Source organism: Olivibacter sp. EAT-5 (assembly GCF_044784325.1).
Taxonomy (GTDB): Bacteria; Bacteroidota; Bacteroidia; order Sphingobacteriales; family Sphingobacteriaceae; genus Olivibacter; species Olivibacter oleidegradans.
This window is the reverse complement of the sequence record NZ_CP173028.1, coordinates 2,450,176-2,469,790: the sequence shown is the minus strand read 5'-3', so window position 1 is coordinate 2,469,790 and position 19,615 is coordinate 2,450,176. Positions and strand designations below refer to the sequence as shown.

The 19,615-nt window shown below is 42.4% G+C and carries 11 protein-coding genes; 4 read left to right on the top strand and 7 right to left on the bottom strand.

Annotated elements, in window-relative coordinates:
- Positions 1-10: 10 nt before the first annotated feature.
- The 3 genes from ACH11B_RS10150 to ACH11B_RS10140 all read left to right on the top strand — a co-directional run bounded on the left by ACH11B_RS10150 (position 11) and on the right by ACH11B_RS10140 (position 5,183).
- Positions 11-1,711: a RagB/SusD family nutrient uptake outer membrane protein gene (locus ACH11B_RS10150; protein WP_377613550.1), complete on the top strand. Its 1,701-nt coding sequence runs from the start codon at positions 11-13 to the stop codon at positions 1,709-1,711.
- Between the two features lie 41 nt (positions 1,712-1,752).
- Positions 1,753-4,146, top strand: a complete 2,394-nt coding sequence (locus ACH11B_RS10145; RefSeq protein WP_377613551.1) for a sugar-binding domain-containing protein — start codon at positions 1,753-1,755, stop codon at positions 4,144-4,146.
- 608 nt (positions 4,147-4,754) lie between these two features.
- Complete coding sequence (locus tag ACH11B_RS10140; protein ID WP_013665257.1) at positions 4,755-5,183, top strand: nuclear transport factor 2 family protein; 429 nt, start codon at positions 4,755-4,757, stop codon at positions 5,181-5,183.
- Between the two features lie 101 nt (positions 5,184-5,284).
- Here ACH11B_RS10140 and ACH11B_RS10135 read toward each other — a convergent pair whose 3' ends face one another.
- Both ACH11B_RS10135 and ACH11B_RS10130 read right to left on the bottom strand, forming a co-directional pair.
- Positions 5,285-6,850, bottom strand: coding sequence for a SusD/RagB family nutrient-binding outer membrane lipoprotein (locus ACH11B_RS10135; RefSeq protein WP_377613552.1), 1,566 nt, complete (start codon positions 6,848-6,850; stop codon positions 5,285-5,287).
- 12 nt (positions 6,851-6,862) lie between these two features.
- Entirely contained in the window at positions 6,863-9,961 is a 3,099-nt protein-coding gene (locus ACH11B_RS10130; protein ID WP_377613553.1) for a SusC/RagA family TonB-linked outer membrane protein, read from the bottom strand.
- Between the two features lie 576 nt (positions 9,962-10,537).
- Here ACH11B_RS10130 and ACH11B_RS10125 point away from each other — a divergent pair.
- Entirely contained in the window at positions 10,538-12,157 is a 1,620-nt protein-coding gene (locus ACH11B_RS10125; RefSeq protein ID WP_377613554.1) for a hypothetical protein, read from the top strand.
- A gap of 306 nt (positions 12,158-12,463) precedes the next feature.
- On the opposite strand, the gene ACH11B_RS10120 is transcribed toward ACH11B_RS10125, so the two are convergent.
- The 5 genes from ACH11B_RS10120 to ACH11B_RS10100 form a co-directional block, all read right to left on the bottom strand.
- On the bottom strand, positions 12,464-12,787 hold the full coding sequence (locus tag ACH11B_RS10120; RefSeq protein WP_377613555.1) for a linear amide C-N hydrolase: 324 nt from the start codon (positions 12,785-12,787) through the stop codon (positions 12,464-12,466).
- Positions 12,788-12,950: 163 nt separating this feature from the next.
- The gene (locus ACH11B_RS10115; protein ID WP_377613556.1) at positions 12,951-13,241 is read right to left on the bottom strand and encodes a linear amide C-N hydrolase; all 291 of its coding nucleotides are present in this window, start codon (positions 13,239-13,241) and stop codon (positions 12,951-12,953) included.
- A gap of 121 nt (positions 13,242-13,362) precedes the next feature.
- Positions 13,363-14,640 (bottom strand): polysaccharide pyruvyl transferase family protein, encoded by a 1,278-nt coding sequence (locus ACH11B_RS10110; protein ID WP_377613557.1) that lies wholly within the window; start codon positions 14,638-14,640, stop codon positions 13,363-13,365.
- 29 nt (positions 14,641-14,669) lie between these two features.
- Positions 14,670-16,145, bottom strand: coding sequence for a RagB/SusD family nutrient uptake outer membrane protein (locus tag ACH11B_RS10105; RefSeq protein WP_377613558.1), 1,476 nt, complete (start codon positions 16,143-16,145; stop codon positions 14,670-14,672).
- Positions 16,146-16,155: 10 nt separating this feature from the next.
- Positions 16,156-19,542, bottom strand: coding sequence for a SusC/RagA family TonB-linked outer membrane protein (locus ACH11B_RS10100; protein WP_404274017.1), 3,387 nt, complete (start codon positions 19,540-19,542; stop codon positions 16,156-16,158).
- Positions 19,543-19,615 lie beyond the last annotated feature (73 nt).

The following is a 19,615-nucleotide window of genomic DNA, read 5'->3' as shown; positions in this document are numbered from 1 at the left end:
CGCTAAAAACATGAATACCATATATAAAACAAAATTAGTTGCCTTAGCAGCGTTGGTACTAACAACGGCTGCGTGCAAGAAAGATTTCCTCGATGTTACGCCAACAGACAAAGTATCGGATACAGCTGTTTTAAGTGATTCCGTCTTATTCGAAGCATTTGTCGTCAATCGTTACCTTGGCGTACGGCTTATTGATAAGGAAGCTGAAGGAACGCCTCCCGGCTTTGGAAGAGGTTTTGAGTATGCTATGTGGTCGTCGCTATCGGACGAATCGATTTACAACAATGACGATAACACTTGGTTTATTCAACGCGGACAGCTTTTACCGGAAAATACAGGTATCGCCGGCACCTTTTGGAAACGGAGTTATCGTAGCATCCGTGAATGTAATTACGCCTTAACTCATATTAGCGAAGTTCCGATGAGCGAAGCCCACAAGAATTTATTGGTTGCTGAACTGAAATTCATCCGAGCCTTCCGCTACCACGACCTGATTCGAAATTACGGAGGAATCGTTTTGTTGGGTGATAAAGTAGTCGAGTTAACGGATGATTTCAGTGATCCCAGCTTATTTAAAAGGGAAGACCTAGCTACCAGCTTAGCTTATGTTTTATCCCAATTGGATGAGGCTGCTGCCGGACTTCCGGAAAATAATAGTAATAGCTGGCTTCGTGGTCGCGCAACGAGAGGTGCTGCTTTAGCACTTAAATCTCGCTTAACGCTCTATGCGGCCAGTCCGCTTTATAATGTTGGGACTTGGGAAGCGGCGGTTCAAGCAGCCAACGCTGTCATTGCGCTAAATCGCTATACTATCTCACAAAATGGTTACCGCGCACTTTTCCGCAAGACGAGTGATGATAATGAAATCATTTTTGCCCGTTATTATTCTGTTGGGGCTCGACATGTTCCCATGGAAATTGCAAACGGCCCTAATGGCTACGACGGCTGGGGAGGCAATGTACCTTTGCAAAATTTAGTAGACGCCTACCGCATGGCTAATGGAAAGTCAATTTCTGACCCTACCTCAGGGTATGATCCACAAAATCCTTATATTGGACGTGATCCTCGTTTCTATCAAACCATTTTTTACAACGGAGCCGGTTATCGTGACCGAAATGTTGAGACTTTCCGTCCCGGTGGCCGTGATAGCCAAGACGGCCCGTCTAACTGGAATACCAGTAAAACCGGTTATTACCTACGAAAATTTATCGATGAAGACATGCCGATTAATAACCCTTGGAATATTGCAGGTTTACAACCGTGGATTTATTTTCGCTACGCCGAAATACTCTTAAACTTTGCAGAGGCGGCGAATGAACTTTCCGGACCTGATGCAATACCTGCAGGTGCCAGCTTTTCAGCGCGTGAAGCTTTGAATCAAATCCGTAGCCGGACGGGTGTTGAAATGCCTGCTGTGCCCGCAGGTTTAAGTCAAGAGGCTTTCCGAGAACTTGTGCGTAATGAAAGGCAAATTGAATTAGCCTTTGAAGAACACCGCTTCTATGACGTTCGTCGTTGGAAAATCGCAGAGCAGACAGAAAACGTACCTGCTTATGGTATAGAAATCACCAAAAACGGAAGCACCTTTAATTATACACGTAAAATTGCGCTTGATGGCAGAAGTTTTGCGGCGAAACACTATTGGTTGCCGATCCCTCGAGAGGAAATCCAAGCGTCCAATAACACCTTGCAGCAAAATCCCGGATACTAGCAGAAACGGTAAATTTATATTTAACTAACAAACAGCAGTTCATGAAAGAATTTGTCAGCATACTGATGGCCATAATCTTCGGATTATCGGCTATGGCCCAACAAAAAGTACTTTTTAATGATCAATGGAGGTTCCACTTAGGGGACATTTCGCAGGCCTCTGAAAAATCATTCAACGATCAAAGCTGGCAGCGGGTAGTATTGCCCCATGATTGGACCATCGCCGGCCCTTTTGATAGTCGGTGGGCAAGTGCTACCGGCTACCTTCCAGGTGGCGTCGGTTGGTATCGCAAAACATTTAAGCTATCATCACAAGATATCAAGAGCAAACACAGTATTTATTTTGACGGTGTCTATAAAAATGCAGAAGTTTGGGTCAATGGCCATTACTTGGGTAAACGTCCCAACGGCTTTATCCCCTTTTTTTATGACCTTAGCCCGTATCTAAAGAGTGGAGAAAATGTACTGGCGTTAAAGGTAGACCACAGTCAATTTGCTGACTCCCGTTGGTATACCGGCTCCGGCATTTACCGTAACGTATATCTTATCAAGCAGCAGCCGCTACATTTTGCCACTTGGGGGATTACGTTTCAAACCCCTACCTTGAACGGCAGGGAAGCAAATGCAACAGTGGATATTGATCTAATCAATGAAGAGGCCTTAACTTCCGATGTGACACTAACGGTTTCTTTGTTAGACAAAAGCGGTAACACCGTCGCTCAAGAAAAACAGCAAGTCCATTTAACCGGCAGTAAAGAACAGCAAACAACCGCCAAATTACATCTTTTAAATCCCAATCGATGGTCGATAGAAAATCCTTATTGCTATACCCTGGCTATAGAACTTACAAAGGCTAATAAAGCCGTCGACAGTTATCAAGAGAAAGTGGGATTCCGAACTTTTCGATTCGATGCCAACAAAGGTTTCTTTCTAAACGATCAGAACATGAAACTAAAGGGAGTTTGTATTCATGACGATGCAGGCGCCTTGGGAGTTGCTACTTTTGAGAGTGTTTGGCGCAGAAGACTTAAAACATTAAAAGAAGGTGGAGTAAATGCGATACGTATGAGCCATAATCCACACGCTGACTTCTTTTACACTTTGTGTGATGAACTCGGCCTATTAGTGATGGATGAAGCTTTCGACGAATGGGAATTTGGTAAAAACAAATGGATCTCGGGATGGAATGTAGGCAGCCCCGGAAAAGACGGCTATCATCAGCATTTTAAAGAGTGGTCCCAAACCGATGTCAAAGACATGATCCGAAGAAACCGAAACCGGCCTTCCATTATTATGTGGAGTATCGGTAACGAGGTTGATTATCCCAATGATCCTTATAGTCATGAAATCCTGAGCGGGGGGAACAATCCACAAATTTATGGAAAGGGTTATTTGGCTGACCATCCGCCGGCCAGTCGACTTAGTGTGCTTTCAAAATCACTGGCAGAAGCTGCAAAGAGCGTCGATTCTACTCGCCCCATTACAGCGGCCCTGGCAGGTGTAGTCATGTCAAATACGACAACCTATCCTGAAAACGTAGATATAGTTGGCTATAACTATCAAGAGTATCGCTATGCAGCGGATCACGCTAAATACCCATCACGTGTTATCTATGGCAGTGAAAACGGTATGCAATATAAAGCTTGGCTTGCAGTAGATACAAACGATTATATTTCCGGACAATTTCTATGGACCGGCATTGACTACCTCGGCGAGGCTGGCAAATGGCCTACAAGAAGTAATGGCGCAGGGCTATTAAATCTCGCAGGTTTGCCAAAGCCGGAGTATTATTTCAGACAGAGCTTATGGGCAACAAAACCCATGGTTTACATTGGCACCTCGCCTATTCCCGATGGCGATGATAGCGGTATCTGGAGTCACAAGAAAGCGGATCCCATTTGGGAGCCTACTTATGGTAAACGGCAGAGAGTTACTTCTTTTTCAAACGCTGAAGAAGTAGAACTCTTCCTAAATGGAAAGTCATTAGGAAGAAAAGCAAAACAAGATTTCAACACCGGTTACATCTATTGGGACATCCCCTTTGAACCTGGTACGTTGGAAGCAAGAGCCTATCTTGATCAAAAACAGGTCGCTACTTACACGCTACGATCTACTACCAAACCGACTCAACTAGCTTGTCGGATTTTGAACGAGAACGAAACAGATAAATTAAAAGAGATATTGGTGCAAGCGGTTGATGAAAATGACAATCCCGTATACATGGCTAATGATGCAATAGAAGTACAAATTGACGGGCCGGGTGAGTTTAAAGGAATGGAAAATGGAAATCATCAAAATCTAACAAGTTATTTATCACTTCGTAATCAGTTGCATCACGGGAAAGTATTAATTTATATTTATAAACAAGAGCCCGATAAAAATGTAGCTGTAACCATTAAATCCGCTTCTTATCCGGCTGTAAAAATGCAGCTCTAACATCGGATTCTTACAGTTGTTTCTTGCATACAGCTTAATAATAAACCCCTATTTTCAGGTATTACCATTTCATGGATAGCAAATATATTTGCTATCCATGAGCTTTCAGCAATCAGCTTTCGGTTTTCAGCTTTAGATAGTCTGTCTGTCGGTTATAAGTTCTATGTTATAGGTTTTAAGTGATCGGCTATCAGAGGTCAGCTTTCAGTCGCGCTAGCCCTTCTCATTATCACATTGGCTCATTAACAAGCTGTCAGAAGTCGGCTATCAGCTTTCAGTCGCACTAACCCTTCTCATTATCACATTGGCTATTAAGCTATAGGCCATAAGCTATAAGCAGTAAGTGCTAAGCTGTAGGTGTTACCGAATACTGCTGCTACTGCAACCATTCAACGACTCAACTATTCAACTACTTCTTAACTACTTCTTAACTACTCCATCATTTAACGACTCGCCAATTTTCACCGAAAAATCCCTGCTATTTACCGAGTTCTCCGCATAGCTCACCTAATTTCACTCGAGCCGCATGTTCCTTTGCTTTACCTTTGAATCAAAGAACAAAATATAACAGCAAATAATAAAAAATTAACCCTTTAAATCGTAAAGTCATGAGAACCTCCATTAAATCCATCATCGCTGCCATTATAGTTATTACTTCAAGTGCTTTTGCTAATGCTGCAACAACAGATAAAAACTTAAATACAGCAGAAAGCACTATCCATGAATACATAGATGGTATTACCTTAGGCCGTACAGAAAATCTGGAAGAATTATTTACCGAAAACTTTAAACGTAACACCGCGGGTAAAGGTGTTGTTCATAGCCACACCAAAGCACAGGTAATTAATTTTTTAAAACAGAACAAAAATTTAAAACAAAATTGTAAAACCCAATACAATGTAATCGAACAAAGTGCTCAATTTGCGCTTGCGCAGATAGAAATGAAATACCCGGATTTTACAAAAGTTGAATATGTTCAATTATGTCGAGAAGGCAACGGATGGAAGATCAACCAAGTAACTACTACTTATAGATAGGTCGTAAGCGTTTGCAGAAGGTCTGAAACAGGAAACAAATACGAAAAAAGTAAGCCACGTTTTAAAACCGTGGCTTACTTTTTACGTATATAAGTCTCCTATTATTCCACGTCCCACCACATACGCGAAGTCATTCGATCCCCGTTACGATAACGGGAAACCGCTTCATTATAGTTCGCGGTATTGATCGATGCTTCGCTGGTTGGATACGTAAAACGACGGGGCACCTTGCCATTCGTCACATTATTAAAATAGTTTACTTCTTTTAATATTGGATAGCCTGAACGCCGATAATTTGTCCAAGCCTCGTACTCATCCATAAACGTTGCAATCCAATATTGCGTATTAATTTGTTCCAACGCCTGATTGGCATCAAATGGGTTAGCAGTTAAGTAAGCTGTGGCCTGTGACTCTGTGATGGCCGGTGACGCCCCCAACTGGTTCATCTGCAAGATGGCCGCTTTTACCCCTTCGTCGTAGTAGGTCTTGGCGTCACCTCCTATCCAACCACGATTTGCTGCCTCAGCCAATAACAGTTGCGTTTCTGCATGAGTCAATAGAAAGCTTGGTGCATCCAAACGCGCGTAGGTATAACGATTCACAATCGAATAGTTGTTAAGATTTCCCGGCCAGTTCGGCGCTTTTGAAATATCCGTTTCAGCGCCCAATTCATCATAACCGTTTGGCATACCTAATTGCTTGGAAGCTGTAGTATCTCCCAAATCATAGTTTGCATTCCCGTAAGCCAATTGAGGTGCTTCAGCTACCGTAGCGATATAAATAAGTCGAGGGTCATTGGTGCCTTTTAATTGATTGATAAAAGCCTCGCTCACCCGCGATGCGTTAGCATCTTGATAAACCAATACCTTTCCGTATGCATTGGCCGCATCCGTCGTATTTAACTGATGCTGCATCATGGCATTGTCATCATTACCGGTAAATACACCACCTTCTAATGCTCGGTTTACCCATTGACTACCGGTTTGAGGGTCTACCTTTGACAAACGCAGCCCCAAACGCACCATGAAAGAGTAGGCAAACTTCTTCCATTTATCAACGTTACCGCCGTAAATTAAATCAGCCGTCGATAAAGTATTGGCGGCATTCGCGTCTAGCGCACTTGCTGCCTCGTCCAACTCTTTATATAAATCATGATAGATTGCCTCCTGGGTATCATACTTCGGATAGCCAACACCATCCAAGTAGCCCAGCCCTGCTTCGCTATACGGAATATCACCGTATAAGTCCGTCATCTTTTGAAAGATTGCAACACGCATAATACGGGCGATGTGATAAGCATTAGCTTTTGCAGGATCGTCTTTGAATTTGCTGAGCACCATGGTAATGTCTTTCACAGCATTTGGATAATCACGATCCCAGTGTGCAGCATTATAAGCCGCATCATAGGTATATTTATCACCGTTCCAATAACTTTGTGTAGAAGCGAGGTGCTGCACCATGGTAGCACAATAGATTAAACCGTTTCGCCAAACATTATAATCAGTGCCTGCATGGTACACTTGAGCTGAAGAGAATAATAAATTATAATCCATCCCATTCTCCGGGATTGCATTAGGATCGGTATTGATTGCTTCAAAATCCTTGGTACAGCTCCAAAAGGTAGTCGCTGCCAAAGCCAAGGTCAATATGAACTTAGAATATCTCATTGGATAATATTTTTAGAACTTAACATTAAGATTAAAGCCAAAACTTCTTACAGGGGGATTGGATGTAGCCTCTAGCCCCTGTGCATTTGAATTGTTGTAAGCAGACTCCGGATCGATGTTCGGCGTGTGCTTCAACAAGGTCGCCAGGTTGCGGGTAACCAGTGAGATAGTAGCAGCCTTAAAAGGCATTTTTTGCAAAAAGCTACTCGGCAAGGTATAACCCAACGATAACTCACGCAACTTAATAAAACTTGCATCGTATACAAACTCTTCCGCAATGTTATTATTGATGGCTAAATTTTGATAATAATTTTGTGCCGGTACCGCCACGGTATTCGGACTGCCATCTTCGGTAACGCCGGCTCCAATAACTCCACCTTCACGTCCATTTAGTGTTTCTTTATGCAAACCCGCATTATATAAAAGTAGGTTGGTCGCTGAATACAATTTGGCGCCAAACTTAAAGTCGAATAACGCAGACAAAGAGAAGTTTTTGTATTTGAATTGATTGGAGAAGCCACCGGTTGTTTTGTAAACGCCCGAACCTAATGGTACGACACCATCCGTACGTAACGGATTACCGTCCGAACCATAAATAATATTCCCCTGATCATCCCGTCTATAGGCAAAACCCATAATCTGGCCATAACGCATACCAACCACATTACTCACGACCACGCCACTTCCGTAAGCCGCCTCTGACCCCTGGATGGTCAAGGCATTTACACCTTCACCTAAATACTTAATTTCACTATCATTAAAGGCCAAGTTTAAGCTTGTATTCCACGTAAAGTTGTCGTTTTGGACAGGTGTTCCTGAAATCAATCCTTCGATACCCCGATTACGCACCTCACCAATATTCTGAATAGCTGCATTAAAGCCGGACGCTGTACTCGTACTGATGATGGCAATATCGTCCTTTGTATCTTTTTGATAAACTGCAGCATCAAAGCTTAAACGATTATTGAAAAACTGCATATTTAAACCAGCCTCATATTCACGAATTTGAACGGGCCGCAGATTCGTGTTCGGCACGTTCTCATTTTTTACGTAACCCAATGGCACTCCGTCCTTATCATAAGTTCGTAAAGAAAAATTCAGTAAATTCTGATAAGGAGTTGTTCCATTGGACGATTCAGCATAAGAGGCTCTGAATTTGGCAAAGCTGATTGCTTCCGGTAAATCGAAGGCCTCACTGAATACGAAACTGGTGCTCACTGACGGATAGAAATAGCTGTTGTTACTAGGGTTTAAAGTGGAGAACCAGTCGTTTCTTCCTGTGAAGTTCAAGAATAGAAAATCCTTATAACCAAAGTCTGCCGTACCATAAAAAGAGTTTACTCGAAAACGCTCGTACTCGGGCACATATTTAGTATTCGGTGCATTGATATTATTAATATTATACACATAAGGCACAATAAAAGGTCCCGCGGCACCGCCTAACAGGCCGTAGGCACGGTTAATGTTGTCCTGGTGATTACCGCCTAACGACGCGTTGATACTAAAATTCTCACCGATTTTCTTATTCGCGGTAATCAAAAAGTTGGCGTTCAGTTCGCGGAAGTTACGCTCATATTCTGTCAGCTCGCCTCCATTTGCATAAGCCGTTCCGGTAGGCGTTACCTTTCTAAATTGAAAAACATAACCATCCCTACTCACTTGTCCCTGAATAGATAACCAGTCTAAGATATCATACTTCAATGTCGCCGCCCCGGTTAAACGGTTACGATCCGTATTGTTCTGATGTTCGTAGGCTAAAAAATATGGATTGTTAAAGTAGAGGTTTGTTCCAGGAAGCAATTCATTCCCGTCAGCGTTACGGTACGGATTTAGCCACCGAATGTCGTAACCATTTCCTAAATACAAGGTTGAAGCATTAATATTCGTAGAGTTATTAGCTAACAAAGCCCGATTTTTTACCTGTTCAAAGATATAATTCGCAGTAATGGTCAACTCTAGCTTATCAGTAATCTTATAGCTGGTATTCGTGTTAATTCCCTGTTGCTTCATGTTCGAATTGGGAATGTTGGGATTGTTATATAAGTTCGATAAGCCAACGCGGTAACGCACCTTCTCACTACTTCCGGCAATAGCAACTGAGCTTTGGTTATTGATACCGTTTCTATAGAAATTCTTCCAATTATCCGGCCCGGGAGAATAGGTATAAGTATTACCTAATAAATTCACTGCTTCGGAACCATCAAATCGGGGCCCCCAGCTGGAAACAGCTGAGTTAAGCGCGGAAGTTGCCGAAGTAGGTTTCACCCCTTGCGTACCTTGTCCGTATTCGTTTTGAAAATCTCTGAAGTCGATAATATTGTTCAGGGTGAAGTTGTTATTCAGCTCAACAGATAAGGCCTCACCCGCCTTCCCACTTTTTGTGGTGATTAAGATAGCACCATTACCGCCACGGTAACCATATAGAGCTGAAGCTGCCGCACCTTTCAATACTTGAATGTCGGCAATGTCATCGGGGTTGATATTCGATAAACCATCACCGAGGTCGAGTCCGCCGTATTGTCCCGCACTGCCTTGATTGGTATTGTCGAACGGCACACCATCAATAACATACAGCGGTTGGTTATTGCCCGTCATCGAAGCATTACCTCGGATCACAACCCGACTGCTACCGGAAGCTCCCGTGGCATTATTCGAGACACTAACCCCGGCAACTTTACCGGTAAGGGCATTACCCAAGTTTACATCACGCGATTGGGTAAACTTATCCCCCTCTACCCGGGTGGTGGAATAACCCAAAGCTTTCGATTCGCGTTTAATCCCCAACGCGCTTACGACGACCTCATTCAGCGCATTGGTTTCCGGAGCAAGGGTAACGTTCATTATTGGATTATCACCAACAGCCACCTCCTTTCGAGTATAACCGATATAGGTGAAAACAAGGATTTCTCCTTTTTTCGCTTTGATTTCGTAGACTCCGTTGGGCGAAGTCTGAACGGATTGTTGCTGTCCCTTAACCATGACGGTAACGCCGGGTAATGGGCCTGATTCATCTTTCACCGTTCCTTTAATCGTTTGCTGTGCATACAATTGAGCTGTACTCAGCAAAAAGAAAAATACAGCTCCAAGGAGCATTTTGTAGTACTGAAACATAGTTTAAAAATTACAATATTTAACTTGTAGAGGGACCGATAGCGCAAACCGGTCAAGCTATAACCTAATCCCAATAGAATTAAACGTTTTAGCAACAATTATTTTGCCGTACTTGCACTGACTATGCGTTTAAACAGATAAAAAAATTTACGCCGATGAAACGGGCTTATATATTCAGGTGATTCATTTAACTGGCCTCCGAATTATCAATTGTTATTCAAACACTTAACCAGTTATAAAATATATACAGATATATTGATTGTCGATTGATCCTTTTTTGACAAATAACAGAGGATGATCCTTGCCCGCACCTGCCAACCACAAAAATCTCCACAAAGTGTAGAAAAATGCCATCGTTGGCAACACGGTTAGGCGGATTACTTTGTGGTCCAATCATACATTGGAATGTGAGCTTTTAATAAGTAATGCCGAAACTATTTTATTATGTGAGACTTTCGATGCCCAGCGATAAAATAGAAACCTTTGCTTTGCATCCTTCTATAACAACAATTAAAGGTCATATGTTACTTTGTATAATCACATATTTTCCTTTAATTCGAAGAAAATTTAAAATGTATGCGAAACCTATTCCTAAAACTAACAGGCATACCATTGGTTATGATATGCCTTTGTATTTTTTCCTGCTCAAAAGACGATGATAATCTACGTGAAGAAATTGACAACTTAGAAGCCCGGGTGTCAGACATAGAGAATCAGCTTACCGAGATTGATAATACGTTGATAGAACTAAAAGAGCAGGGAAAACTAAATCAAAACGAAATAATGGCGTTAAAAGAGTTATCCACACAGCTCTCTGAAATTACAACAACAATTAAGAATCAAACCAATTTACAAGCAGATAACATTTTGAGCCTCAAAAAAGCGCTCGAAAATAGCCAGAGTACGGTTCAGTATGAAGAGCTAAAAAGCAGCATAAAATCGATACAAAATGTAATCAACGATAACTATGCTGAACAAAAGCTGACAGCCGAAGGTACTCTACATCTCCAGGAGTCTGTCGAAAGATTATCTGACGAGCTCAACAAACTGAAAGCTATCGAAAGTACGCAAGAAATCGTAGGTAAGATAGAAAAGGGTGCTTTTACCAAAGGTTCCTTGATTACACTCTTCGAAATGGACACAACGCTTTCCCAAACTGGAAGAAGTTTCAACGGCACTATAAATGATAACTTAGGGTCTTTTTACATCAAGGTAAAAAATTTAAAAGGTAAATTGGCCCGAGTAGTCGCAGATGGCTTTTTCTACAATGAGGTCTCGAATAAAAATTCTATTTCCAAGATTTCACTTACAGGCTTAATCAAAATTGATTCCTCAGAAATAATCAATGTAAACGTTCTCACGCATTTAGAAGAACCTCGAGTCAAATACCTCATGACTATAGAAGGAAAATCCTTTGATGAAGCAAAAAAGCAAGCCGTGACAGAGGTGTTGGCATCGTTTGGCATCAGCAATCCAGGCATTACTCGAGCAGAAAAGGTATCTCTTTTTGGAACATCAACATCAAACAATATTGCACTAGCACTAAGCACCATGTTAGTAGGTTTTCGATCAGAAAGTCAGTTAGTAGAAATACTTAACGATATCGCACAGGATTTACAAGATGATGGGACGCTAAGTAATGTTGATCTTGGTAACGAAATTTTTTCCCATCTATATTATCTAAATAAATCTTCTGTAGTAAATCAAGTAAAACACAAATACACAGGAATCTACCCTGATTCAATTTTAAACAACATCTCACTTGATTATATAAGTGCTTTCACCAACTTAAATTTGTATACAAAAACACGTGATCTAATCCAATATCCCGCTGCCAGCAAGACCACTTATCTCGGATTAAATAGCTTAAATACAAATGTCAACAATATATCTTCCAGTGTATTTGAAGCATCCTCAATTGTAAGTACAGAAGCACTTAAGTTGAAAGTCGAAATTTCCGCGGATTTTTCTTCTACCGGCGAATCCTATCTGAGTTCTTTATTAGGTACCCTACAGGGTTGGACTATTATTCCCGTTGGTAACAACCGCATTATTTTAGAATCGACAGGAGCTGGTCTTAATACCGTAGCGCTTACTATTCAAACACCAGCATCAAATGCTGTACTTAACATCAAATATTATGAGAATGGCGGGGAAACACCTACGAGGACAAAAACGCTCACTTTGAGTTATTGATTATAAATTCAAGAAAAGAGAAAACATTCGGATGTTTTCTCTTTTCTTGAATTTATGAACGTCTCTAATTCTGAAAGAATGCTTTATAGATGCATTCATTGGAATAAATAAATTTGTGCCATTACCTTATCGTTTCAAACCATTTAAAAAGGATTTTTTAATACCAAGCGAGAAATAAAAGAAACGATCATCATGTTTACTATAAGCGTTGGCGTAGCCATCCATTTCATCGCCAAAATAGAAGCCGAGTTGCGCATTTGTATTAACCGCCCAAGTAGGACCACTTATGAACTCCCAAAAGGAATATCAATACCTACAGTTCCGAATAACACTGAAAACACTTGCTACTACAATTCTGCGATCGGCCGTTTTGAGAACTGAATTCGCATAGAACGCAGCACGTACAAAGCGATCTGCTGCTCTATTCGTTCCCGGCAGCATGACGGTTCCTCCGATTTCTGACCAATATTCATTTAATGCTAACTGCTTTTCAAAAATAGGTGAGTTTGTCATCACGTTATAAGACGTATCATGATGGATCACCAGTTTGCCTTTAATATATTCAAAAATAGCATTGTCTCCTGTTCCATCCGAAAGTGATAGATGCAAGGTAGTCAAGCGCTCCTGCACATTTGCCGTTATAATCGTGATTTGCTCATCTTGAAGAGCGTCCTACAGCTTCTGATACGGTTGCGAAATTATCAAGTACATACTGTGCCCATAGTGCAATCGATAAACCAGATGTTTTGGTTCCAAATAGGATATTCAGTCTCGGCCAACCACAAGATATTAGCTACCAGCCCCTTCTCATCATGCCATCCGTTGTGGAAATATCATAGCCACAAGCAATTACACTTCCATATTTTGATTTCCATTGGATGGATTTTGGTCCCACCTCCCCGCTTCGTTCCATCCCGCGTGGAAAAATCCGGAGGTTTGTAAGAATATCATCTTTCCAATCCATAGAACGAGCTGTTAACAAAGTGCCATTCGTACCCTTGTAGACCACGCGTGTGCAACTTTTTACATCCGTTTTAACCGAACAAACAAAAAGTATGAATGCTAATAGTATTGATTTTCTCATAAAACGATTTGATAAACAACTTGGTTGTTACGTATTGAACAATAATAAATGCACAAATGTTCTGACCGAGCTCAATTTGTGCATTTATTAATTAGTCTCTGTTTTCCCGAGGGACTTTATACTACCGCTGTTCTAGTTCATTAGCTAGTCTCGCCATACTCGCTGCAAAGAGTGTATCCACTCTTACTTTCGCATCTAAAGCCTTTTGTTTCGCTTCCTCCGGATTTTTGGCAAGTGCCATAACTGCCGGTAAAATCCGCTTCACATCCTCCGGTTTATCTACATCGAAATACCATTCATCCAAGCCAATATCCTTCCACATGATTCCTTTAGAGGTTTGTTCTTCAAACCTACCAACCAAAGCGGGTATACCGTTTCCGATACACATAATTGGGGAATGCATTTCCAACCCAAATAAACCGGCCGACAGTCTATAAGTACTCACGGCCTCATCCGTTAGCCAGTAGGAGTCTTTCCAAACAACTTTATTACGTACATCTTGTGGCAATTTGTCCATAATAATTTGGTTTCCCAATTTTACCTGAGTTCCGTCCTCCGGACATACCAATACTTTCATTGGTGTCTGACGTACCACTTCAATAATCGCTTCACGAATCGGTGCATTATCATGCTCACGCATTTCCTCATTGCGTGCATTTTTGCGTTCATCAAATTTCGCTTTCTTCTCTGGAAGTTCCCACCATGGGGTATAACGTTGCCGAGGAATGGCACATAAAAAGTTACCCTCCTCCAAATCATGCTGTTCAAGAAATTTCCTGGCAGCCTTTTCATTACTTAGATCCACCGCAAAAGCTCCATCTGGGCCAAATTCCATAACCGGGCAGCGCGCGCCATGTTCTTGCGCAAAACGAAGCGATATTGAATCCCGGAAATAGCAAAATTGTGCCGTCGTGAGCAACTCAATATTCTTCGTCAATGCAGCTTCCTGTCCAGAAGTCGGCGGACCGTAAAATCCAGGAAATGTAATTCCATAAATGCCATACGGTTTACCTGTTTCTTCTTTCCACCGAGCGATATCTTTAGCGGCAACTAAGGAGGGTCCCGAGCCATGCAGTAAAAAATCGCTCTCCTGCCAGGCTCGCGCCAGATCGGCTTCACCTTGTACAATCTTGACGTGTGGAAAACGCTTTCGTAACATTGGTTCTACGCCGTTATTGATACTCATAGGCCACAAGCGCACTTCCACATCCGGCAAGTGCTTTTCAAGTAAGGCGAGTACGCCAGGGGTGTGGCCAATATCACCTATGTTGACCGTTTGCCAAGATGAACGAAGTAATACAACTTTTTTCCTCAAACTTCGCCCAAACAAATTCTGAGATAGGAGTACACTTGCAGTCAATGTTCCTAAATTCTTTATATATGCTCTTCGTGTTAACATAAAAATTCTTTTTAATAATTTGTCTTTAATTAATACCCCGGATTCTGTTCCAATAGTGGATTAACATCCATATCCAATTGCGGAATAGGCAACAAGGTATGATGTTCTTGAATTTGTGCATTTCGTCCAAAGCCGGTATCTGCTTTAATGGCTTGTAGTAATTGGCCGGTTCGTATTAGATCAAATCGTCTGTTATTTTCGAAAGTTAATTCTAATCGGCGCTCCAGCCAAACAGCCGCTCGAAAAGACTCATAATCAAGACCACTCAGTGCATTAATACCTGCGCGTTGTCTCACTCGGTTAAGTGCTTCATATGCTTCCACAGACGGGCCCCCATCACGCTCATTACTCGCCTCGGCATAGATCAACAATACGTCCGCAAATCGTAAAATCGGAAAGCTGGTTCCTTCCCCACCATTTGTTGTCGCCGTTTTGTCCCAGAGTTTTTGGAAAGATACCGCATTGGCGGGATTCGGATCAGTAACCGATAATTCAACCGTCTTTCCTTGATAGCTGTAAGAGGTAATAAAAGAAACTGCTTTCCGTTGATCGTTGTCTTGATATAAATTAAAAAGATTTGCTGCTACTCGTGCAATACCGGCACCACCGCCTGGATAAATCGGCGCGGAGCGAATACCATACCCTCTCCCCAAACTATGTCCCCGTACGTCGGTTAAATATTGAACTTCAAATACATTTTCTATACCTCCCCTCGCCTGTAACGAAAAGGCTTGGGCAAAAGTTGGATAAAGATCATAAACCCCTTGATCCATCACTTCCTTTGCTTTAGCCGCTGCCTGTTGCCAATAAGGTGAACCGCGGTCTGTGCCCGCTCTAGTAAGATAAACCTTCGCCAAAATACCTTTGGCGGCACCTTGCGTCGCCCGCCCTTTATCGATTCCGTCATATGATAGTGGAAGTACCTGTTCGGCTGCTAACAAATCACGCTCGATAAGTTGATATACTTCGTCTATAGAGGCGCGGGCAACTTCCAAGCCTTCCAAGCCATCCGTTTCAGTTGTCATAATAGGAACGCCGCCGTAAAGGCGTACCAAATTAAAATAAGCCAATGCCCGTAAAAATTTTGCTTCGGCAATATAACGCTGCTTCAGGTTTTCATCCATCGCAATCGCTGGCAATCGATTGATAACAATATTACACCGATTAATGCTCGTATAAGCAGCTGGATAGAAGCGAATAAAAGCATTATCCGGTGTTATATCATAGCGCCACAACAGCGGGCGGTTAGCGTCCCCCGTCAAAAACGGAACAGCATCATCGGAAGTAGCTAAATCAATAAAGACATCCGGATTACTTATACTCGCATAGCAAGCCCCCAACGCAGCCTTTGCATCTTCCGCGGTTTTATAATACGTAGCGTCTGTTAAATTGGAAAGGGGTGTTACATCCAATCGGCTCTCACAGCTAAACAATATCATTGCCAAGCATGAGAGCGAAACGGCCGTTTTTATGTAGCCTAAAACTACTCGTTTCGTATATGTCATATTTTCCATATTAAAATTTAACATTCAGTCCCAACAAATACGTTTTCGCCGCCGGATAGGCCCCATAATCAATACCTTGGCTTATCGTATCACTTCCGAACCTGTTTACTTCCGGGTCATACCCGGTATAAGAAGTGATCGTAAAGAGGTTTTGACCCGTGATATAAATACGGCAGGAACTAACCGAGAGTGACCGCAACCAACTGGTAGGCAAAGTATAACCCAAAGAAATATTTTTAAAACGAATGTAAGACCCATCTTCCACATGGAGTGTGGAAAGCAATCGAGACCCACCAGCCGCGTTGGCCCGCGGCACCGAATTACTGGGATTGGTAGGAGTCCACCGGTCTAACACACGGGTTGACTGGTTATTTCCTCCCGTCATATTCATTTGGTCAAAAGTGCCGTAATTAAGAATCTCGTTGCCAAAAGTGCCTTGAATAAAGATATTTAAATCAAAACCCTTATAAGAGATCGTGTTATTAAGGCCACCAAAAGCGTCCGGGTTTGCATTCCCGATAATCGTACGGTCCTCATCATTAAAAATACCATCACCATTAATGTCGGCATAGTGTATATCACCGGGCTTTGCGTTAGGTTGTGCTGAGGCTGCAATTTCGTTTTCATTTTGAAAAATACCCTCCATTTTAAACCCATAAAAATTGCCTATAGGCGTTCCCACACGCATTAAAATCGGACTGATATTTGTTCTATGCACTTGTGCATCACTACCCGCTCTAAACTCTGTGCGATTATCAAGCGCAAGTACCTTATTTTTATTGAATGTTATATTGAAAGCGCTCGTCCAACGAAAACCACCATGATCAATGTTGGTACTATTCAATGCTAGCTCAACTCCCTTGTTTTGCACGCGACCGATATTTTGAAGCATTGAAGAAAAACCCGAATTCGTGGGTACTCCCACACTGAACAAGAGATCCGAAGTTGTTTTCACATAATAATCACCGGTGAAGGATAGCCGGTTATCAAAGAACCCAAGGTCCAATCCAATATCAAGTTGCGCGTTCTTTTCCCAACGTAAATCCGGGTTGGCTATTCCCTGAGGTGCATTACCTGTTAATAATGCTCCGCCCAACACATAGGGAAGCGGTGTAATATTTGCCAAAAAACGGTAATTATCAATTTCCTGGTTGCCGGAAAGTCCATAACTGATCCTAAGTTTTGCGTCTGATAAATATTTCAAATCCTGCATCCAGGTTTCATTCCGTACTTTCCAAGCAAACGCACCGGAGGGGAAAAAACCGAACTTATTATTGGTGCCAAAACGAGAGGATCCATCCCTTCTACCGGTGAGTGTCAGTAAGAACCGATCGTCAAAACCGTAGTTGACTCGTGCGATATATGAAATCAATCGCCACTGGTTTACACCTGAGCTAGCCGGAATAAGTGTCGACCCGGCTCCCAAATTGTGATATTTAGCAAAGTCATCATTGAAAGTATTGGCATTGGCCGTGGCCGTTTCATAATCAGACTGCTGATAGCTGTACCCTAGCAATGCGTTAAGTTGATGAATCGATCCGAAAGTGCGCTCATAAGTCAAGGTATTTTCGTTTAACCAGTTGATAGTTTGTGCAGATGCGACAGAAGCGCTGCCACCTAAGCTCGCACCTGTAATTACCAAGCGTGAAATATAATTGCTCGCCTTATTGGACTGTAAATCGGCGCCCAATGTAGTTTTAAATCTCAGATGATCGCTGATTTTAAATTCTGCATAGGTATTTGCTAAAAATCGAATCAAAGAACCTTTGTTGGTGAATTCCTGTGACATTGCATAGGGATTATCAGCCCCCAAACCATTGAGCGGTCCCTGGTTACTAAAGTAAGCTCCATCGGAATTCCATACCGGAAAAGTTGGCGAATAGTTCAAAGCTGAAGAAACCACACTTTCATAAGCGGTATTTCCCGCTATTTCCGTACGCGCGCTATTACTGGAAGTGTGTACACCCTGTGCAGATAGCCCCACTTTCAGCCGACTTGAGACATCACTATCTACATTTGTCCGAAGTGAATAACGTTTAAAATCAGAACCAATAACGATACCGTCTTGTCCATAATAACCAAGCGAAATGGCATAGCGCGTTTTTTCGGAGCCACCTGATATACCTAATTGATGATCTTGTATAGGCGCTTTGCGCAAGATGACATCTTGCCAATCTGTACCTTCACCTAAGCTTGAAGGTAAGGGACGTTCGTCACTGCTCCCGTCAAAATAGGGTGCCGATGCATTATTAACATTGGCATCATTGACAAATTCTGCAAACTGCCGGGCATTCAACAGGGGGATTTTTCGTCGTACGCGCTGCTCTCCATAATAACCGTCATAACTCACAATGGATTTTCCGACTTTTCCTCTACGTGTAGTTACCATGATGACGCCATTTGAACCTCTCGATCCGTAAATAGCTGTCGCTGACGCATCTTTCAGGACCTCCATTGATTCGATGTCGTTGATGTTAATAGAGTTGAGATCGCCGGTCGGGAAGCCGTCAATAACATATAAAGGTTCATTGCCTGCGTTAACGGAACCTGTGCCACGAATGCGTACCGTAGTGGCTCCCCCGGGCCTAGCCGAGTTTGTGGTAACATTGACGCCCGCCACCCGCCCTTGCATGGCGCGGTCTAAGGCCACAATAGGCGTAGCGCGAATGTCCTTCTCCCCTACGGTAGATACTGCTCCTGTTAAATCTCCACGTCTCACCGTACCGTATCCCACTACTACTACTTCATCTAATGCCGACTCCTGTTCGGCCAACGTCACATTAATCTGCGTACGCTGCCCAATTGACTCTTCCTTCCGTTGGAAGCCGGTAAACGAGAACACGATGAACGCTCCGTCCCGAACAGATAATGAATAATAGCCATCACGATTCGTTATCGTACCTACTTTTGGATGCTCCTTAACAAAAACAGAGACCCCTTCCAAGCCTCTTCCATCTTTGTCTGTTACACGTCCTTCTATTATTAACTGTGACAGCCCCGGTGGCCTTAGGCTTACCCCTCCAAGAGAGGATCGCTCACTTAGTTTTAATACAACAGTTTTTTCTTCTTTCGAGACGATTTCTACCTTTAAAGGATAAAAGCACTGCTTTAATACCTCTTCTATGGGCGTCTCTTTTACGTCGATAGACACCTGTTTCAGGGTGTTAGAACGATCAACATTATAGATAAAATCATAGCCGGTCATTTTTCCTAACCGCCGCATTACTTCTTTTATCGCAACGTTGTTAACCTTTAAGGTAACTCGCTGCGCCAAGCTGATCGCATAACAATGGCTACAGATGATGGTTAAGATGAAAATGAGCTTCATTACCGCTATTAATTTTAAGGAACAGCGCAAAAGTGCAACACTATCCCATGCAGTATTTTTTTTGTACATTTGATTATTAGGTTTGTTTAATACGAAAAGGAATTGACCTAATGTTCAGCTTTAAGCTACTGATCCGGAAGTG